Below are 22,278 nucleotides of genomic sequence, written 5' to 3'. Positions count from 1 at the left end.
TCTTTACCCCTTTATAATCGTTTGAAGAATCCGTGCCAGTTCATCTGCTTGCGGTCTTTTCATCATGGTGACATGGTCTCCTTTGATGTGGTAATACGAGCATGACCCTTTCGTATAAGCCTCCCAGTCTGCGAACTTCTTCTGGAAATCGCTTGCGTGATCACTGCTTTGGACAATATAAAATGGCACAGGGAATGGTTCTTTTTCTAATTCAATGGCTTGTGACATGATCGTATTATGCGTTTGCATTTGCAAATATTTATCTAAATATTGATCATTCATGAATTGATGAACAACTTCATCCTTTTCTGCCTCTTTGAGTATTTTCTGCTTCACTTCCTGGAAGCTCAATCCTTGTAAAGCTTCTGGCTGAATGCCGACCAGATTCCCCATTCCAAGGACAAGTGCGAGCATTTTCACTTCTTCTTCGTTCATATCGGCATGAAGTGCCTGATCTGCCTCATCTCTTAGTACTGGCACTGTATCTAAAATGATGAGTCCTTTTGGTGCTTTTCCTGCATGAGAGAGCCGCTGATTCATTCCGTAGGCAAGATGCCCGCCCATTGAATGCCCTGCAAGATAGTCAATGCCCGGACGGTAGAACGTTTCAATAGCTTCAACAAAAAGGGTCACAAGCTCCGTGTAATGGAGAAATTGCGGCTCTTCATCCTCATATAGGCCAGGAGACTGCAAGGCGTACACAGCACCTTGATGTGTCATGAGCTTAGCAACATCAATATAGCCCATCACTGTTCCACCAGCAGGCGGTGCAAAGAATATTCTTGGTTCGGCTGGATCACCTTTTTTCAGCTCGATCACGTAGTCCTTCGGAGACCTTTCGACGTTCTCAGCGGCTTCTGGTACTGCGTCCAAATATGCGGCTAATTGCGCAGGTGCAGGGTGCATAAAAATCCATTTTGGATCAACACGGACACCTTTTTCTTTTAATTTGGCGACAGCCTGAATACTCATAATGGAATCGCCGCCCAGATCAAAGAAGGAGTCATGCATACCTACTCGCTTCACACCAAGCACTTCCTTGAAAGCTGCGACAATCCGTTCCTCCGTTTCGGTGACCGGTTTGTCGTCATCATGGGAAAGGGAGATTGTTTCTGTTGGCTCTGGCAGTGCTTTTTGATCAACCTTCCCGTTCGTTGTCACCGGCATTTCATCCAGTACGACAAAGTAACTTGGAATCATATAACCTGGCAGGCTTTCCTGCAAAAAGGCTTTCCAGCCCGGAAGAGGATTGTCTCCGTTTGTCACTAGGTAGGCTGCCAGCCTTTTTGAGCTGCCATACGTTTTGGCGATGACTGTACATTCTTTGACTTGTGGATGCTTGAGCAGTGCTGTTTCAATTTCTCCGCATTCAATTCGGTAGCCTCTAATTTTCACTAGATGATCTTTTCGCCCGAGGTATTCAATGGTGCCATCTGACCGCCATGTACCAAGGTCGCCTGAGCGATACAGCTTGTCTCCCTTTAGTTCAGGAAAAGGATTGTCAATAAACCGCTCCTTTGTCCGCTCTGGATCATGAAGGTAGCCTTTAGCAAGGCCAGTTCCACCGATATAAATTTCTCCTTTGACTCCTGCTGGTACTGGGTTGAGCGCATCGTCCAGTATGACAACAGTTGAGTTCGACACCGGCACACCAATTGGAACTGATTTTGCACCTGCTGGCACGTGTGTGACTTGATGTGTTGTGGCTAAGGTCGTGTTTTCTGTTGGCCCGTAAGCATTGACGAGCACACCTTCCATATGCGGCAGTGCCTTTCGTGCATGCTCACTAGACATGGCTTCCCCGCCAACGAGTAATGTGCGGTAGCCTGCCACGCTTTTTGGATCATGCTCCACCAATCGATTAAATAAAGCGGTTGGCAGACAGTTGGCTGTGACTTGATGCGTTTTGATGAACTGTGTTAATTCGTCCATATTCAGTGCTGCATATTTTGGGAGCAGAATCAGCTGACCGCCATTCAGCAGCATTCCCCATAATTCAAATGTAAAGGCATCAAAAGCATAGTTTGAGAGCTGAAGCATTTTGTCATCTGGACCGAGCTTTATATAATTTGTTTCTCTAACCAAGCGGACAACTCCTGCATGAGGAAGCATCACGCCTTTTGGTGTACCTGTTGAGCCTGATGTGTAATTAACATAGGCTATCTGGTCTTCACCTATGATCGATGATTCTCTTTGATACACTGCATTTGTTTCTGGTATTGGCTTGTCCATGACGATCTTTGTACATGTAAAGTCTACTAGACGGTCTGCAAAATGAGACTGGGTGATGATCACATCGCTTTGCGTATCACGAACGATGAGACGGATGCGTGCATCAGGATATTCAGGTGACATCGGAACATATGCAGCACCAGATTTGATGATTCCTAGTACCGAAACAATCATGTCAAAGGAGCGATCAAAAAGCATCGGGACAAGGGAGCCTGGTCCAATTCCTTTTGACTGCAAGTAAGCAGCAAGCTTTGTCGCCTTCTTATCTAAGGCTTCATACGTCATATGCTCATCCATATAGGACAAGGCAATACGATGCGGATCACGCTTCACCTGTTCTTCAAACAATTCTTGAAGCGTACGCTTTGGATAAGGCGTATCCGTTTGATTTTTCCCTAGGATCATGGCCGCCTGTTCCGCTTTGTCCATTAAGCAATAATCAGCAAATGTACGCTCAGGCTGAGCCGTCATGCCGTCTAGCACATGGAGATAATAGTTCATATAACGATGGATGGTCTCTTGATCAAATAAATCCGTATTGTATTCCACATGAATCGACAGCTGCTCTTCCTGTTCAAATACATGCAGGGTGAGATCAAATTTAGATACTGTATGATGGACCATCACATGTTCACTTGTCAGCCCTTTAAGGTTTACATCAAGCGAATTGGTGACATACCCCATGGCCGCCTGAAAAATAGGTGACCGGCTTAAATCTCGATCTAACGAAAGGTCATCGACAAGCTTATCAAATGGATAATGCTGATGTTCAAACGCTTTTAATGTCATCTCTTTCACGTTTTCCAAGAGATCGGCGAACGTCTCTGCTGTTGAGACGTCCTGTCTCAGCGCAAGTGTATTCACAAACATCCCAACGAGCTGCTCTGATTGCTTGGCATCCCGGCCTGCAATAGGCGATCCAACAATGATATCTGTCTGTCCGGACAGCTTGTGAAGCAGGACGTAGTACGCAGACAGCATCGTCATGAACAGTGTCGTGCCCTGCTGCTTGGACAAAGCCTGCAAGCGGCGGATAAGCGGTTCATCCAATACGATTTGCTCTGTAGCACCGTTAAATGTTTGAACCGGCGGACGAGGGCGGTCAAACGGCAGATCCAGCACTGGAAGTTCACCTTGTAACGTATTGAGCCAATAGGTTTTGTCTGCTTGATGATGCTTTAATTGTTCATTTTCCCAATGTACATAATCTGTCCATTCGATTTCTAAGGCTGGGAGCTGCGGCGTTTCATCTGCAAGCAGTGCGTCATATGCCACTTCTAATTCCTGAATGAGCAGGCTGAGTGACCATGCATCTGAAATGATGTGATGCTGCGCGCAAAGGAGATAATACTCCTCCTTCCCCATATCTACTATCGTCCACTGCGCAAGAGGCCCTCTTTCTAAATCATAGACGCGTTCTGCCTCTTGCTGAATGAGCTGCTTCAGTCTTCTCGCTCTTGTTTTTTCATTAAATAACGAGAAATTTGCCACAGTCACAGATGGCGGAAGGTCTTCTCGAATGAGTTGGACCGGCTTGCCGCCAAGTGATTCGAATGTTGCCCGAAGTGCTTCATGCCGCTTTGTTAAAAGGCCAATCGCTTTTGTTAATGCTTGAATGTGTAATGATCCTGTCAGCTTCCAAGCACCTAATATATTGTAATGATGGCTCTTTTCTAATGTGGATAAGAACCAAATGCGCTTCTGGGCATGTGACAGCTCATAGCTTGTTTTCTTTTCAAGCTTTGGAATTTTGGCTTCCTGAACGGCTGGCGCCCCTTTGATGTCATCAATCATTTGCGCCAGATGTGCCAAATGTGTGCTTTCAAATAATATTTTTAAAGGCGCCTTCATTGAAAATTCATGATTGATCCGAGAAATGGTTTGAGTCGCTTTTAGTGAATGTCCGCCAAGATCGAAGAATTGATCCTCTTTGTACACGCGATCTACATCTAAAATATCCTCCCAGATGGCGGCAAGAACCTGCTCTGTCTTCGTTTCTGGCAATTGCTTTTCAAGGCTTAGTACGTTTTTGTCATGATTCAATTTGAGAGCTTCATGATCAATAGAGCCATCTTGTTTTTTCGGTATTTCCTGTACTTGCTGAATGTCCCATTTGCCTTCTGCGACGCTCTTGATCTCTTCAACATGCACTTCTTTGCCAGGCTGAACAGTGTAAAAAAGCTTTTTCTCAAAGACCGGTATTGGAGCTGGCTGAAGATACCCGGCGATGTCTCGGTTTGCTCCGTCCAGTCCGATAAATAGATGCGCTTCATTCAGCCGAACACCTAGACATAATGAATGGAGACCTTGCTTCTTTCCAATCAATTGAAATCCCTTGCGAACGGTGAGAGCTGCTCCGGTATGCCCCTTAGACAAACCGAGATTATCCCACATACTGAAGTTCAAAGAAATCGCTCGTCTTCCTTGTTGAAAGTTGAGAGCGTGGGCGAGTCCATCTAAAAAGCTGTTGGCCGCAGAGTATGCCCCAAATGTCGTGCCGCCAAAAAAGCCATTGACCGATCCAAAAAAGACAAGCGGTACTGTCGGATCATACTTAAAGGCTTCCTGCAGTACCCATGCCCCGTCTGCTTTCCCTGACATTTCTTTGGTGAAATCCTCTTCTGACGTATGAGCCAGTGTATACTTGTCCGCCTGCTGAAAATGCTCAGACACATTGCCAGCACCGGCCAAATGCAGCACACCTCGGATCGATTGTCCAAAATGCTTTTCTGCTTCATAAATCGCCTGTTCGACGTCAAATAAGTTGGTCACATCCGCTTGGACATAAATGACGTCACCAAAACCTTTTAACTGTGAGAAGGCTTCTTTCTTTTCCAAGCTGCCTTCCAGAGATGTCCGTCCAATCAAGACGAGCTTTAAGCCAAATTGGAGCATCTGCTTAGACAGCTCAAACCCAATCCCGCCAAGTCCTCCAGTCAATAAATAAAGACCTTCATATTCTAAAAACCCTTCTGTTTGAGATGCTTCCATCATATTGACTTTTTCCAGCTTTGGTACGAACCTGTCCCCATTTCGGTAAGACACTTCTGCTTTTATATGGATAGCAGACAATTCATCCGCAATATGCTTGGCATCCTGTTCTACATTCTCCGCTTCAATATCAAGATGAGACACCTCTGCTCCTTCCCATTCTTGCGGAATGGTTTTTAATAGACCTACAAGCGGCGTTTTCTCCACATGAAGATCGTCTTCAGGCTGCACAAATTGTCCACCTTTTGTCACAACGACAAAACGGCTGGGCTCTTTATTTGCTTGTCTCAATGCTTGATACAAGTACAAAATGGATTGATTGGTGCTGGCATGCAGCTCTTTGAAATGCGCAGGATCAACGATGTCTTCTTTGTCTGACACATTCCACAGATGGAGCATACGCCCGGTCTTTAGTTCATCTGCTTCAAGTGCTGCAATGAGCCTGACGTAATCCCCCTTGATTCTCGGGTTTATCTGATACATCCCTTTAGACAGACGCAAAAATTCATGCCCTTTTCTCACAGAAATATATGGCTGATTCTTTTGCTCAAATTGGGCGTAAAGCGATTGATAAAGTCCTTTTTCATCTTCGAAAACGAGGACATGTTCAGCAAAAGGCTGAGTTGGACCGATATTCTCCTTAGCCCAAATGCGTTTAAAAAACCAATCTGGGAGTGTTTGTTCATTTTCAGAAGCAAGATCCAGTGCCTGTTCAATGTCACGGAAGGCTCCATCTTTTAGTGCTGCGCCTAACTGAGCACGCTGGATTTTCCCACTCTCCGTTTTCGGAAATTGATCTTTTTTCACCGGAATGATGTGATCAGGCTCTATGCCGATTTTTCGAATGATGGCCTCTCTAATCTGTTGAATCATTGTGATTTGTTCCTCTATTGAATCCCTTTGTGAGACAAAAAAGACAGCAAGCGTGTCGTTGCTTGATTCGGGATTATAAATGCCGTACGCAGCGGCAAAGGTGACTTCAACCCCGTCCACCTCTTCTACAACCGCTTCAATTTCGTAATTTAAATAGTTAGCGCCGTTGATAACAATGATGTCTTTTTCTCGACCTGTCAGAACGAGACGCCCTTCGTGAATAAAGCCTAAATCCCCCGTGTGAAACCAGCCGTTTTCCGCAAATACTTCTTGATTGGCTTCCTCATTTTGATAGTAGCCCATCATAATTGTTGGACTCTTCACCTGCAAGCGCCCAACCTGATCTTCTGGCAGCACCTCGTGATGCTCATCTACAATTCGAATCCATACAGACGGAATCGGTGTGCCGACTTCTGTAAACGTCATCTTGTTCGGATGATCGTGCGTCACATATTCGATCTCACTTGTTAATGAATTTTGATCAATCGTCAGCTGGCCATCCTGTTCACCGTTCCGCATAAATTTCTTTGACTGAACAATGGCTGAGGATGTTTCTGACATGCCGTAAGCAGGTACCATCGCATGACGACTTAATCCGTGATGACCCATGATGTGCATGAAGCGCTGTGTGACTTTCGGGACAACTGCTTCGGCTGCATTCATGATATAAGTCAGAGTAGACAGGTCCCAGCTCCCTTTACGAATGTCCTCCTCATATTCATTCATCATAGCAAAAGCAAAGTTTGGCGCCCATGTTCTTGTCACACCGTATGTTTCTACCCAATCGAGCCACACCATCGGCCGCTCGATAAATTGATCGATGGATGGACTAATCTGCTGGCAGCCAAGGTAGACGTCATGTACATGAAACATAACAATTCCACCAACATGATCAAGCGGCATCCAGTTAAGCGACACATCCTCATGTGTAAAGCCGTTTACCTGCTCAAAAGCTATAATTCTAGATAAAATGCTTTGATGATGATGACGGATACACTTTGGCACACCCGTACTTCCTGAAGACAGCAGCTGCAGCACAGGCTCATCCGGCTCCGGCTCATAATGCTGTTCATCTGGTTCATACGCCAGCAATGTTTCAATTGTTAAGATAGGCATGGTCTTTGCTTCAAATGTCTCACGCAGCCCAGCAATGTCCTCAGCACTTGCTTCATTCGTAATAATGAAAGGTTCATTTTGCAGCTGAAACACGCCCTTCAGCTTATTCACACCTTGATTCATTTCATCATAAACAGGCGGCACGGAGACCGGGGTCGGAATGATTCCTCCGAGAATACAGCCCCAGAACACCGTGATAAAATCTTGATGATCTTTCAATTGAAGTAACACTTGATCACCGTTTGTGAGTCCTGCTGCCCTTAAACCGGACAGAACCCGTTCAGCGCTTGTTAGTAATTCAGGATAGGTTTGGGTCAACGTATGCCCGTCTTCTTTCAAATAAGTCACCCCGCGGTCTGGTGACATAAAAGCTGCTCGAATCAGCACCTCTGTCAGTGTGACAGGTGTGCCTGGCTTTTTGATCACATCTCCGCCATACACAAGTGCAGGCGGCTTCTCATGTACAGATGATTGCTTTGTCTCGCTCGCTTCCTTCTTCGAAAGCGGTCCGTTCCCTTGAGTACGCTGTCGATTAGGAAACAGGGCATCTAAGTGATAGGGCGTTTGTTTTTCTGACTGACTTTCAATGAAAGCGGCCGCTTCCTTTACTCCATCTATAGCTTTGGTGCGCTCTTCTATCTTTCTTAATTCCTCTTGATCTATGATTTCAATTGAAAGTAGTGCCTCTGTATCGACTGCTCCACTTTCTGTCTTTGGCAAAGAAGGTAATAAGACAAGAGCAGCTGGTACTTCATGAGGGTGAAGCGGACCTTTCATCAGATCCTCTCTTGTCAGCGAAGGGTCCTTCGCCTGTGCAAATAGCACAAGCGATAGACTGCCTTCTTGATTTTTCTTCGGAATGATGGCACATTCCTTAAGCGGAAAATGAAGCATCATGACTTGCTCTAATGCTTTGAGATCCATCCGTTTTCCGTTGATTCTGACGATATGATTTGCTGCATGTCCTTTTCGTCTACTCACTAACATCGTTCTTCTCCTCCTACATCCAATCCAAAATCTGAATCTTATTTTTTTCAGTCCAAACGCCGACATCCCCTGTCGGATAGAGGTATTCGCCAGTTTGATGTTTGAATGGATGCGGAATTTTATGCGTCTCCATCCAATCAGCAAGCTCCCCGCAAAGTGCTTTGATATCCTTTGCGCCGATAAAAATATCTCCAGGGAATCCTATCGGCATGAGCTGATGCTCTTCGCTCAGGACATATATTTCCGTCTCACAGGAAGGATCATGCACACCTGAATAGACCTCTTCTTGATCTGGGTACAGCACACTGACTTGTGCGTTTTTCGCCCAATCGGTGATCATCCGCTCTTTTTCTTCATTCGTCACGATTGTGAAGGAAGAAAGGGGTGTCTCCATTTGTTCTGTCATCGCTTCAAGTGTGTGGATCAGCTGCTGCATCAACGATTGTATTTGCTTTTCTGTATATTGATTGAGGCGATATGTGACCCGAAGCTCCAGCGTATCTCCCGGAACTGCCACAAGGGTCAGATCATAGTTCGTTTCTTCATGACTCGCAATGTCTATAATGCGCACTCCGTATGGCTCGATAGATTCAATCGGATAGTTTTCAAACACGACAATGCTGTTAAACAATGAATCTCCATTCGGGATGTGGGTCAGCTGCTGAATATCTGGCAGTACGGTATATTCGAACTCCCGCATCTGAAAAACTGTGTCCTGCGTATGTGCCAGCAGCTTGGAAATGGTCCACTCTGGCGTGATCGGCAAACGGAGCGGCAATGTGTTAATAAAGAGCCCTGTCATGCTTTCAACCTGTGGTAAATCCGCCGGCCGTCCTGATACCGTCACTCCGAACACGACATCATCAGATCCTGAATGAAGATGCAAAAGCAGCCCCCATGCTGTCTGAATCAGGGTGCTCATTGTCACCTTTTGCTTGCCTGTCATCTTTTCGAGTTTCTCCTGCATTTCGGGCGTTAGTTTGATACTTAGCTGATCAACACCTGCATCTTCATCTGAAGCATGCCCGTCGTCTCCTGGAAGCGGCGTGGCCTCCTCTACTCCTGACATATAATGTTTCCAGAACGCTAGCGCCTTATCTTGATCCTGCTTTTGCAGCCACTCGATAAAATCTTTATATGGACGGACAGCAGGAAGATCCACCTCCCGTTCATCCACAAGAGAGCGGTACAAAGAAAAGGATTCTTCAATAAAGCTGAACAAGCTCCAGCCATCGATTAAAATATGATGAAAGCTAAAAACAAACGTGCATGTGTTTTCATCACGATGGAATAAGGCAATACGAATCAGCGGTTCATCCATATCTTCTAGTTTGAAATCCTTTAAACGATCTGTTTGCAAATATTGCTGGATGGCTTCCTTCTGATCCGTTTCACTCAGGTGGCGCACATCGTGCTGAGTGAGATGAATGCTGCCTTCTGATTGAATCAACTGAACAGGCTCCTTTAGCACTTCCCAAGCAAATGTTGTCCGCAAAATCGAATGACGTTCCACAAGCAGATTCCAGGCTTTTTCATAGGCTGCGCCGTCCGTTAAGCCTTCGAGCGTCATATGCACTTGACCAAAGTACGCCTGTGACGCTTGATCTAATAGAGCATGAAACAGCATCCCTTGCTGCATTGGAGATAGTGGATACACATCCACTACATTGTCTGGGAGATCATCGATTTGCTTTTGCGTCAGCTGAACCATTGGAAAATCAGATGGCGTAAAACCGCCTTTTGTCTCTACACAATGCGTCAGAATATCCTCCATTTTTTCTTTGAACCGTTCAGGTAACAGACGCACCTCTTCATACTGAAGCAGTTCACGATTGATCATAAAATTCATCTGAAGCTGACCGTTCACAACATATCCGTACACATCGATCAAATGCTGTCTTTCTGCTTTTGGATCATGTACATGTCCATTTCGTTCATCAGCTATATAAAGGTGTGTCTCGTCTATTTGATCTAACTGTCCAAGGTAATTAAAGCTCATCTGCGGCGCTGCCTTTTTGAGTAAACGAGATGCTGTCATGTATTGAAGCAAGCCATAGCCGATTCCCTTTTGCGGCACAGCTCTTAAGGTTTCTTTGACATCTTTGATTTGTCTCTCAACATCGGTTTGAATAAAAGGAATAAAAATAGGATAAGAGCTTGTAAACCATCCGACTGTTCGTGACAAATCCATTTGTTCAAATAAATCCTCGCGTCCGTGCCCTTCTAACGTAATAAGTAGTGGCTTTCCAACGGCTTGCGTGAGTCCTGATAAAAGTAAATCGTTTACCTCTGTTCGGTACGCTTGAGATGCCTGTCTTAGTAAAATATCTGTTTGATCCTTCGTTAATTGAATAGACAGGATTTCTGCATGTTCTTCTATATTGAAAAGCGCAGGTGTTTGAAAAGGAGAACCCTCTTCCTCTTGACTGATGATATTTTGCCAAAAAGGAACCTGCTCTTGTAATTGATCGGTTTGTGCATATTCATAAAGAGCCTCAGCCCACTGCTGATAGGACGCAGTTTTCTTTGCAAGCGCGATTTCCTGCCCTGCCGCAAGCTGCTTCAGTCCATTTAATAGGTCTTCCTGTATGATGCGCCATGAGATTCCATCCATCACAAGATGATGGGCAGCGATAAAGAGTTCAGACGTACCTTCACTTGTGTGGAAAAGAACGGCTTTGATGACCTCCCCTCGCTCTAATGACAACGTTCCTTGACAAGCGGCGGTCTCCATGCAGATTTGTTCCAGCGCTTCCTCCTGAGAAACACCCGTCAGATCAAAGAAGGTGACACAAGGGGTGATGCCAGGCGCACGAATGGTTTGAATCCACGAGCCATCTGCTGCTTTTGTATAAATCGCTCTCAGCATATCGTGATGATCGACAATTTTTGAGAGAACCTGTGTCAGCTGCTTGAGCTGTATGGATTGCTTGAATTCCATATGCGCTGATAAATTCCAATAATCTTGATTTGTCAATGATTGCTCAAAGAACCATGATTGGATCGGAAGCAGGCGAACAGCTCCTGTGACAGGCGACTGATCATAGAACGCAGCAGCATCTGACTTTTTCATAGCGAGTGCCAGCTGTGAAATCGTCTGTTTTTCAAATACATCTCTCGGCTGAATGACGTAGCCTTCCTGTGCTAAGCGCGCCACCATTTGTATGACAATAATCGAATCTCCGCCAAGCTCAAAGTAGTTATCATGTACGCCAATCGAAGGAGTGCCGAGCAGCTGAGTCCACACTTTTTCCAGTACACGTTCTTCCTCACTGAGTGCCCTGTCAGCCGGTTTGTCCACTTCTTCCTGTCTCCACTCTGGCGGCGGGAGACGTTTTTGGTCTACCTTGCCATTTGCCGTGAGCGGGAGTTCCTCCAGCTCTATTAATAGGCTTGGCACCATATAATCTGGCAGTATTTCTTTTAATTGATGGCGAATGTCTTGCGTGGTCACGCTGCCCTTTTGGACAAAATAACCGATCAACCGCTTGTGGCCACTCTCATGCTGGTGCGGAATGACTGCACATTCTATGATGTCTTCAAAGCGCAGCATAGCGGCTTCAATTTCCCCGCATTCGACGCGGTGTCCGCGAATTTTCACCTGATGATCGATTCTTCCTAGGCAGTCGATGATGCCGTTTGGCAGCCAGCGGCCCATATCGCCTGTTTTATATAAACGCGCTCCTTCTTGGAAAGGATGCGGGATAAATGATTGTGATGTTTTTTCTTCATCTCCAAGGTAACCGAGTGCAAGCCCTGTACCGCCTACATAGATCTCTCCAATGACACCTTGCGGAACCGGCTGCAGCTGGTCGTCTAGTACATAAGCTTGTGAATACGCAATTGGCTGACCGATAGGAACCGCCACCTGCCCCTCATCCACTGCCCGAATGTGATGCACACAGGAGAACGTCGTATTCTCAGTTGGTCCATAGCCGTTTAAAAGGCCTTCAGGTAAATACGGCAGCGCTTTACGGATATGAGCAGCTGACAAAGCATCACCACCGACCAATAAGGCATTGAATCCAGATAAAGCTTCTGGATGTTCCTCTGTTAATCGGTTAAACAGCGGCACTGTCAGAAATCCTGTTGTGATCTTGTAAGATGTCAGCGAGTCAGCCAGCGTATCCATTGATAAAATCGTATTTCGATCGGTCAGTATCAGCCTTCCTCCGTTGAGCAGGGCTCCCCATATTTCATACGTAAAGGCATCAAAGGAAAAGCTAGCGATTTGTAAAATACGCGTATGTTCATCAAGGGTGACATAATCTGTTTCACATACAAGCCGGATGACCGCTTGATGCGGAATCAAAACCCCTTTTGGCTGACCGGTTGATCCTGATGTGTAATTGATATAAGCGAGTCCATCAGGTTTGAGGGCAGCAGGTTGGAGTTCTCCCTCCGATAAAAACTCTTCATATCCCTGATCAAGACAAATGAGCTCGGTTTGACTGATCGAGACTTGTTTCAGCCATTCATTTTTTGTTAGTAACAGCTGAATACCTGTATCCCTCAGCATATAATCAATTCGTGCATCTGGATATTCAGGATCAATTGGGACATAGGCCCCGCCTGCTTTCACAATCGCCAGCACCCCAAAAATCATTTCAGGCGACCTGTCGATCAGCAGCCCTACTGGTTCATGCGGCTTCACTCCTCGCTGCTGCAGATAAGCGGCAAGCCGATTGACTTTCTCTTGTAACTCCTGATACGTCCACTGGTCTTCCCCAGATTCGAGGGCAATCGCATGAGGTGTCTTTTTCACCTGTGCTTCAAACCGTTCTGTGATGAGAAGCGGGCCTGCTGGTTGTTCTGTTTTGCCGCTCCATTCATAGAGCAGCTTCTGCTTCTCTTTCTCTGGCAGATAATTCATTTGTCTGATCGGCTGTGCTGGATTTTCACAAATACACGCAAGCAGCTGTTCGTAGTAACGAAGGAACCGTTCCATCGTGTCGTCAGAAAATAAGTCTGCATCATACTCTAGTTTTAATTGAAGACCTTCCGCCCCTTCAAAAACAAACAGGGATAGATCAAACTTGGCCGTATCGTTATCTTCAATGGCTAAAACGGATGTCGCCTCACCCATCGGTGATGCTTCAAGAGGCAGGTTTTGCAGAACGAACATGACCTGAAACAGCGGCTGCTTTCCAGCCTCACGTACAATATTCAGTTCATCTACGACCATCTCAAACGGCACATCTTGATGTGCATAGGCACCCATTGTTGTTTCCTTCACTCGCTCTAATAGCTCTGTGAAAGCCGGATTCCCGCTATGATCGATCCGAAGTGCCAGCGTATTCACGAAAAATCCGATGAGCTGCTCCATCTCCGTCCGATTTCTCCCGGCAATGACGGATCCAATGACAAACTCATCCTGTGAAGACAATCGATGCAGCAAGGTAGAGAAAGCCGAAAGTAATGTCATATAAAGGGTGCTATCTGTTTTCTTAGAAAGAACCGCCAGCTGTTCTGATAACGGCTTCGACAAGCGGTATTTTTTCGTTTTTCCCCTATAGGATTGAACGGCCGGACGCGTGTAGTCATACGGCAGCATCAACTCTTCCACAGGTACCGCAAATTGCTCCTTCCAATAGGAAAGCTGCTTCTGAAGTGTTTCTCCCGTCAAATACTCCTTCTGCCATAGTGCGTAATCTGCATATTGAATTGGCAGTGGTGAGAGATCAGGCTCCCTCCCCTCGATCATCGCTGTATACCATTCGGATAGCTCCCTTGCGGCAATGCCAATCGACCAGCCATCTGACACGATGTGGTGAATGGACATCAGCAGCAAATGATCTGTTTCTGACAGCCGAATTAATTTCGCGCGAAAAAGTGCATCTTGCTCTAAGCGGAAAGGTGTGCCCGCTTCTCTTTTCGCCCATTCAGCCGCTTTTTGTTCTTTTTCTTCCTGTGATGCCAGCTCTGATACATCTACCACCTCAAGCGCTGGAAGAGTCATATGCTCATGTATGATCTGTACCGGTTCATCGCCGTTCATCGCAAAGGATGTTCTGAGCGATTCATGCCTTTGCACCATTTGCTGCAGGCTGTGCTGAAGCACCTTTACATCTAAAGGTCCATTCATCCGAAAGGAAATCGTATTATTGTATAATGCTAGATCGGGCTGTAATTGATAGAGAAACCACTGTCTTTGCTGAGCATAGGACATCGGAAGCTCCTGCCCCTTTTCTATTTTCCGTATCGGAATCGCTTCATCGGCTTTGGCATATGAATCAATCCAGTCCGCTAACTCTCCAAGTCTCGTATGCTCAAAAAGAACGGCGAGCGGCACGTCAAATCCCGTTTTCTGCCTAACAGCTGACAGCATTTGCGTTGCCTTGAGCGAATGACCTCCGAGTAAAAAGAAGTGATCACCACAGCTAATGTTTGAAACATCAAGCAGTTCGGACCAAATGTGTGCCAATAGTTTTTCCGTCTCAGTTTGAGGTGCTCTGTCCTCTGAACCCTGTCCATTTTCCTCTATTAATTCATTGAAATGCACTTCGTCCGGCATCCCATCCTCTGTTTCTTTCCAGTATTCTTCAGGATAGAGATGTACGGAACATTCCCCAGATAGACGAGACTGTATACACGTATAAATGGACTGATACAGCCTTTCTTCAATAGCTTTTGTTTGATCGGTCTTGAAAAAGACATATACGGCCTGCTCTGTTTGTATCTCCTCCTGTATCATTTCTTGAATTTCCTGCTTCGACCGATCCAACCCGATATAAATGAGAGGAGTATCTGTCATCAAGCATGCCAGCATTGTTTGAATGCCTGCCCGCTTTGGAATCGGGAGGTAGCCTCTTTCTTTTAGCATGCCTTTGATTATTGATCCTTCACTCATTCCCGTCTCATCCCACATGCTAAAGCTAAAGCAATACGGCTTTACTGTAGAGGTCAGCCTCTGATAATGAGCAAATTGTTCAACGAACTCATTGGCCGCGCAATAAGCGCCAACGGTCATTCCGCCCTTTAACGTTCGAGCTGACGAGCTAGAAAGGAATAAGACATTCTGCCGTTTAGAAGCTGCTTCATGTAGCGCAATCGTGCCATATACCTTCGCTTCGTACATCGCATGTAATGACACAGACGTCATGTCACGAAGCAGCTCTTCTTGAATGATGCCAGCGAAATGAATAACGCCATGCAGCCTTTTGCCTAAAGCCGCCTCCTGTTTTGAGATCAACGCTTCAATGGCTTTTGCGTCAGTGATGTCCACCTTTTCATAAAGAACTGTACCGCCGCGCTTTTCCGCTAGTTTCTCAAGTGAAATCAATACGTCTTGCTGCTCCATAGATAAAGCCTCTCTCGCCTTTCTTCCAACCAGCACAAGATGCGCTTGATAAGATGTCAGCAGGTGCTCACTCAGCAACCGCCCAATGCCGCCAAGCCCGCCTGTTATCACGTAAAGCCCGGATGATTCAAACGGCGGCTTCTTCCTCCTTTGTTCTTTTTCCAGATGAAGCGGCGTTAAAAGAGGAGTATAACGAACACCTTCGCGATAAGCGGCGATATGATGGCTTGTGTCATGTGTAAGCTCTGTCATAATCGATGATGCATGAGAACGACCTGTATCTGATTCTGCCAGAGAAAAATCAAGACACCTCACCTTGATAAACGGCCATTCATGCTGAACAGCTGTCATCAATCCTGCTGTCGTTGCTTTCTCCACATCATGTGTTTGATCTTCCGGCAAATTCATCGCATGAGCAGAGACAAAGGTGATCTCTACTGGCTCCTCATAGGCAGCGATCGCTTTTGTTACATATAATGCACTCATGCTGCCAGTTTTCTGCGCTTCTTTTGCCAACGCTGCATGAAGTGTGTCTTCTTGAGTTGTGTAGTTCCAAAGGTGAATGATTTGTTTCACCGAAACGCCATACGAACGGAGCGTCTCAAAGAGTTGTTCGTAGTCAGACGGCCGATTCGGGTGGATGATGAAGTGTGTATGGGTGAGTTGTGTGAATGCTTGACCCGGTTCAACCGTAATATAGGTTTCTTCATTGCTTGAAAGGGATCTCAATTGATCTGCCAGCCCTAAAGTATCTGCAAAGATCACCGTGTTCCCTAATGTTTGTTTTTCAGCTTCATGGAGCGGAGCAGGTATCCACTTCTTTTGTAAACTCCAATCAGGCAAGGTGTGTTCATTTTCAAGTCTGATGTCCAGCTCCTTGATGATTTCATCGAATTCGCCTTCCTGCCATCGCTTCTTAAGCTGTGCCCTCTCTATTTTTCCAGAGCTTGTTTTCGGAAAGGCATGCTTCTGGACAGGGATCACACGTGATGCAGATAGACCCATTTTTGTTGCAATATGGGATTTAATATTTTGACTTGCCCTCATGATATAAGAAGGTTCATACAGCTTCGGTGTAAAAAAGAGAATCAGCTCGTCGGATGCAGATGCTTCCATCCGAGCGGAACAAGCGGCGACAAAGCTCGTTTCGACGCCGGGTACTTCCTCTGCAATGACTTCAATTTCATAGTTGTGATAATTTTTCCCGTTGATGATGATCATGTCTTTTTCTCTACCGGTTAATGTCAGCCTTCCTTCGTGCAGGAAACCTAAATCCCCCGTGTGGAACCAGCCGTCTGTTTGAAAAACTTCTTGATTCGCTTCGTCATTCTTGTAATAGCCCTTCATTGTCGTCGGCCCTTTAATTTGCACACTGCCAATATGATCTTCGGGAAGAAGCTCATGCTGATGGTTAACGATACGAATCGTAATACCCGGAATTGGTCTTCCCAGCTCTGTAAAGCTGACGGTTCCCGTCTCCCGTGCCTCCGCTGGTCTTAGCTGCTCTGTGAGTGATGTTTCCTCAAAGGTTAGAACCCCGCTGCTTTCATCTCCCCGCTCTATCGCAAAAGAGAAGACAACGGCTGAAGAGATTTCAGACATGCCGAATGCCGGTCTAATGACGTCTCCCTTTAAGCCGTGCGGAGCCAGCAAGTGTAAAAATCGTTGAATCGTCTTCGGTACGACCGCTTCTGCCCCATTGATCATACAGGTCATAGCAGAAAGATCCCAAGATCCTGACGAGATGTCTTTCTCATAATCATTGATCATCGCAAATGCGAAGTTAGGCGCCCATGTCTTCGTTGCACGGTAGCGGTCCATCCAGTCAAGCCAGCGCAGCGGCTGAGCGATAAAATCATCTGTTCTTGCCCGAACCTGCTCACAGCCCGTGTACACATTGACAAGGTGAAACATCACAATACCGCCAATATGATCTAAAGGCATCCAGTCTAACGACACATCCTCTTGTGTAAACCCATTGGCTGCCACTGTTCCTTTGACATTCGCCAGCACGCTTCGATGAGAATGTTCTACGCATTTGGGCATCCCTGTGCTTCCAGACGTTAAGATAAAAAAGACTGAATCATCCGGTGACGCTGGATAAGCTTCTCTATCTCTTTCTAAAGAAAGCATCGGCTCAACGGCTGCGACACGTAACTTGTCTGTATGCCACAATAAAGCTAATCCTTGCACCTCATCAATCAGCGAGTCATCTGTTAAAATGAGCGGATGCTCCAGCAGGTTCCACGCATGATGAAGCTTCTTCACGGAGGCATTCATTTCCCGATAGGTCGGTGCGGCGGACACTAGTGTTGGAACAAATCCGCCTAACACACACGCCCAAAAGGCTGTTACCATCGCATGATTGGATGAAAACTGAAAGAATACAGGATCACCCGGTTCAAGTCCTAACGCCCTCAAACCTGTCAGAACCCGCTCGGCGTCCTCCTTTAACTGCGCGTAGGATTGTGTGAGTTCATTTTCACTATTGACGATATAAGTCAGACCATTTTTCGTTTTTGCCGCCTCTGTTAAGGCGTCCTGCAAGGTTTGGGCTCCTGCCTTAACATCTAGATCCCCTCCATAGGAAAGGGCGGGTGGCATGTCCGCTAAAGCAGGGGAAGCCATTTGCATCTGTATCGATTCAGCTGCGGCCTCCTGCTCCATGTGATTGTTGAGAAATAAATGAGAGAGGTGATATGGCCGCGGTCGAATGGTTTTTTCACGAGAAAAAACAGCGAAGCGTTCGATTTCGTTGGTTTGTAAAATCGTTCTCTGTACATCTTGTAAAATCGTATCCAATGATTCATGTACATTTGATTTATTTATAATTGATGGTTTCATATGAGTTCCTTTCCTTTTTTGACAGGCAGGGCTGCCAACATGCACCCCTGCCTGAACTAAAGTTTACAAAACGGCTTCTCTATTTTTTTGATTCACGATCTTTTGGATCATCTGGGCATTTTGGGCTGCACACTCTTTGTTTTTGAACATGTCAGCGTGTTGACCGTAGCCTTGATAATAGCGATAAGCACCGGTCGTCGCGTTTTCCCAATGATCCATCCAGTCTGGAATCTCAATTTGCTCTTCTGATTGGATGAAATCAATATCTGCTTGTATCTTTCCTTGATTCACCCCCTTAACAAATGTTTCATAATAGGCCCGCGTTTTTTGAGCAAGCGCTTCTTGAACGAGCTCTTCTTGGGCAAGTTCACTTTGCTTTGATTGATGAACAATCGCTTCGATATCGTCCTCGATGGATCGTCCTTCTAAATCACTTTCTCCAATTTTCTTATAGGAATCGATCATGATGACCTTATCCACCGTCCGTCCTGCTTGTTCAAGCGATTGAACGAGATCAAAGGCCAGATAGCACCCGCCAGAGTAACCCATCAAAGTCAGAGGCCCTTCAGGCTGAAGATGCTGAATATGCTGAACGTATTGCGTCATGCGGTGATCAGCTTCAATAAAATCAAAGGCGATCAAACGAACGCTATTGAGCGTTTTGGCGGCTTCCTGATAGATAAAGCCATAGCCCGGTAATGGTGGAAGAGCAAAGACTGTTGGCGTTTGAGATTCATTGAATACAAGATAGCCGGCAGCTTCATGATCCTGCTGTTGAATATAACGGCTGATGGCTTCAATTGTAGGCGTCTCAAACAACAAGTGAATAGGCACCTGAACATCGAATTCCTTCGACACCTTTGATAAAAGCGACATCGCTTTTAAAGAATGACCTCCAAGCTCAAAGAAATGGTCATCTGTACTGATATCATCTCGTTCAAGCACTTCACGCCACATGACAAGCAGCTTTTGTTCTACCTCATTTGCCGGAAGCTTCACATGGCGGTTTCCTTGAGGCGCTTCTGGCTTTGGCAGCTGACGTTTATCAACTTTTCCATTTGGTGTCAGCGGCATTTTCTCAAGTCTGATCAGCTCATGAGGCTGCATGTAAGCCGGAAGTTTCTCCTTCAGCCCTGACTTGATCACATCAACTTTGTCCTTCCACTCCTCCTCACATGTCATATAGGCGAGCAGTCTTGTATGCTGCGAGCCATGCTGATCCGTTATAAGGGCAGCTTGCTTTACGCCTGGATGCATGAGAAGGTGGGCTTCAATTTCTGTCAGCTCAATTCGGTGGCCGCGAATTTTCACCTGATCGTCCACTCTGCCTGCATACTCAATCAGACCATCTGCTCGAAAATAAGCCAAATCTCCCGTGCGATACAGCCTTTCTCCCGCAGCAAATGGATGTGTGATAAAGGCTTCTTTTGTCAGATCAGGACGATTCAAATACCCCTTCGCAAGCCCTTTGCCGCTGAGACAAAGTTCTCCAACCATTCCAATAGGCTGAAGCTGTCCTTGCTGGCTCAATATATAAGCACCCGTTTGGTTAATTGGCTTTCCAATTGGAATAGAATGCGCTTCTATCGGCGGAGCTTCATCTACAGGATAATAGGTGGCAAAAACGGTTGATTCGGTTGGGCCGTAGACATTGATTAGTCTGCCTTTTCCCATGACAGCAAAGGCTTTTCTCACATGCTGTACAGATGCACGCTCCCCTCCGAACAACACCTTGCGCACACTGTGCATCCAATCGGTTTCTTCATCAACGAGAAGATTAAATAAAGCAGTTGGAACAAACATGACAGAAATGCTTTCTCTTTTAATGAGCTCCGTCAGCTCATGCATATCTAAAATGGTGTCTTTTTTCGGCAAGACAAGCTTTGCCCCATTTAAAAGCGCACCATATACATCAAAGGTAAAGCCATCAAATACGCTGTTGGATAGCGACAGCAGTGTATCTGTTTCTGAAATGGTTAAGTAGTTCGTATTTTTGACCACCCGGGCAATATTGGAATGGGTTGTCATGATGCCTTTTGGCTGACCCGTTGTGCCTGATGTATACATGATATATGCCGTATCGTGTAAACCTGCTTCTAGCGGCAGATTCTCTGAGCTCATAAGTGAAATTTCCTGATCATCTGCAAACAGATACGTACCAGTAAACCCGAGTCCCTTCGCATGACCAATAAAGGATGAGTGAGTCAGAAGATGCGTCGCTCCGCTGTCTTTAAGCATGTATTGAATGCGGCTTTCTGGATAATCAGGATCAATTGGCACATAGGCTGCGCCTGCTTTTAAGACAGCCAGCAGACTGACAATGAGTTCAGGTGTTCGATCAGCTAAAATGGCGATGACCGTTTGATGTTCAGCCCCATTTTTTTGCAAATGCCTTGCCAATCGATTGGCCTGTTCATTCAGCTCGGCATATGTCATCGTTTGCTCTTCTGCTGATAGTGCCACTGCATTTGGCTGTTTGCCGACATTATGCTCAAACCATTTCGACAAATACAACTGGTCATGCTCAAGCTCAGGTGCATTCCATTCCTCAAGAATCTGCTGTTTTTCCTGCTTCGTGACGAGCGGGAGTGTATGAACCGATTGATCGGGATGCTTGACCGCCTCATTTATCAATAGACTGAGCTGTTCCTTTAACTTGTGAACAAATTGAGGATCAAACGCTCTTTTGTTAAAGGCCAGCTTCAATAGCAATTCTTCTCCAGGCGATGCGAGCAGATTGAGATCATAGTTTGATTTTTCATAGACATTCATGTTCTCCACCGTGAACCCTAACCGTGCCTCTTGCTCGTCCTTCTTTGCGGCTGGGACATTTTCAAACACGACAATATGATCAATGAGCTGCTGCTGACCTGTCTTTGCCTGAATATCATAAATCGGAATATATTGGTGCGGCTCGGCTGCAAGAGACTGCTGTTGTGTTTCTGACAGGAGTGCACGAAATGTCATGTAATCTGTCAGCTTAATTCTTCTTGGGATGACATTGATGAATAATCCAACCATTCTGTCAACGCCAGCCAAGTCTGCCGGGCGTCCTGACACAACTGTTCCAAACAACACATCATTTGACCGCTGATACCTGCTCAGCAGAACTGACCAAACGGATTGAAGCGCACTGCTTAACGTCGCATTTTGTTGCAGCGCTAACTCTGATAAAGCGGCCGTTTCTTCTTTGCTCATGGCCCATTCAATTTCGCCTAATTCATGTTCATTCGTTTGTTTTCGCTGTTCTTTAAAGGTTGATTGTCCATCAAACCCTGCTAATGATTGCTGCCAATATTGAAGTGATGCTTGTTTATCTTGTTTTTCCAGCCACTTTATATATTCTTTATATGGTTTGACCGGTTCTAGCTTATAAGGAACGTCATGTAAAAGTGCATGGTAAATCGCAAACAACTCCTGCACCACAAGTCCAAAGCACCAGCCATCCAGAAGGATATGATGATAGCTCCATATCCAGCGATAGCTGGCAGAACCCGTTTGGAAAACAGATGCCCGCATGAGAGAATCCTTCGAGAGGTCAAATCCTCTCAGCTGATCCTGTTGTTTGAATTTCTCGATACGTTCAAGCTGTTCGTCTTCAGAAAGATCTTGCAAGTCCACAACATCAAGTGTAAAAGGACGCTCCTTTAGCACAACTTGGACAGGGCGCTTTACTTTTTCGTGGAGAAACACGGTACGAAAAATATCGTACCGCTCCACGATGATATTCATGCTTTTCTCAAGTAAGTCATGATGCAGTATGCCCTTAACGTTCATATCCATTTGCTCTACATAAAAGCCCTTTTCTTGATGATGGAGGGTATGAAACAGCATTCCTTCTTGCATCGGTGACAGATAATACATGTCTTGAACTTGATCCCTTTTAAATTGACTCATCTATTTCATCCTCCCTTCCTATTTTTATGACTGATCTC

Annotated in this window: 3 protein-coding genes; all 3 read right to left on the bottom strand. The window is 45.8% G+C overall.

Annotated features, from left to right (window positions below):
* Positions 1-3 precede the first annotated feature (3 nt).
* The gene (locus NSQ72_RS02000) at positions 4-8,199 is read right to left on the bottom strand and encodes an amino acid adenylation domain-containing protein (protein WP_341083178.1); all 8,196 of its coding nucleotides are present in this window, start codon (positions 8,197-8,199) and stop codon (positions 4-6) included.
* Between the two features lie 13 nt (positions 8,200-8,212).
* Entirely contained in the window at positions 8,213-18,343 is a 10,131-nt protein-coding gene (locus NSQ72_RS01995; protein ID WP_341083177.1) for an amino acid adenylation domain-containing protein, read from the bottom strand.
* Between the two features lie 63 nt (positions 18,344-18,406).
* Complete coding sequence (locus NSQ72_RS01990) at positions 18,407-22,240, bottom strand: non-ribosomal peptide synthetase (protein WP_341083176.1); 3,834 nt, start codon at positions 22,238-22,240, stop codon at positions 18,407-18,409.
* Between the last annotated feature and the right edge of the window lie 38 nt (positions 22,241-22,278).

The organism is Bacillus sp. FSL R5-0659, assembly GCF_038008785.1.
In the GTDB taxonomy this organism is placed as follows: domain Bacteria; phylum Bacillota; class Bacilli; order Bacillales; family Bacillaceae; genus Bacillus; species Bacillus safensis.
Note: the sequence above shows the minus strand (reverse complement) of the source record. Positions and strands in the feature narration are given on the sequence as shown.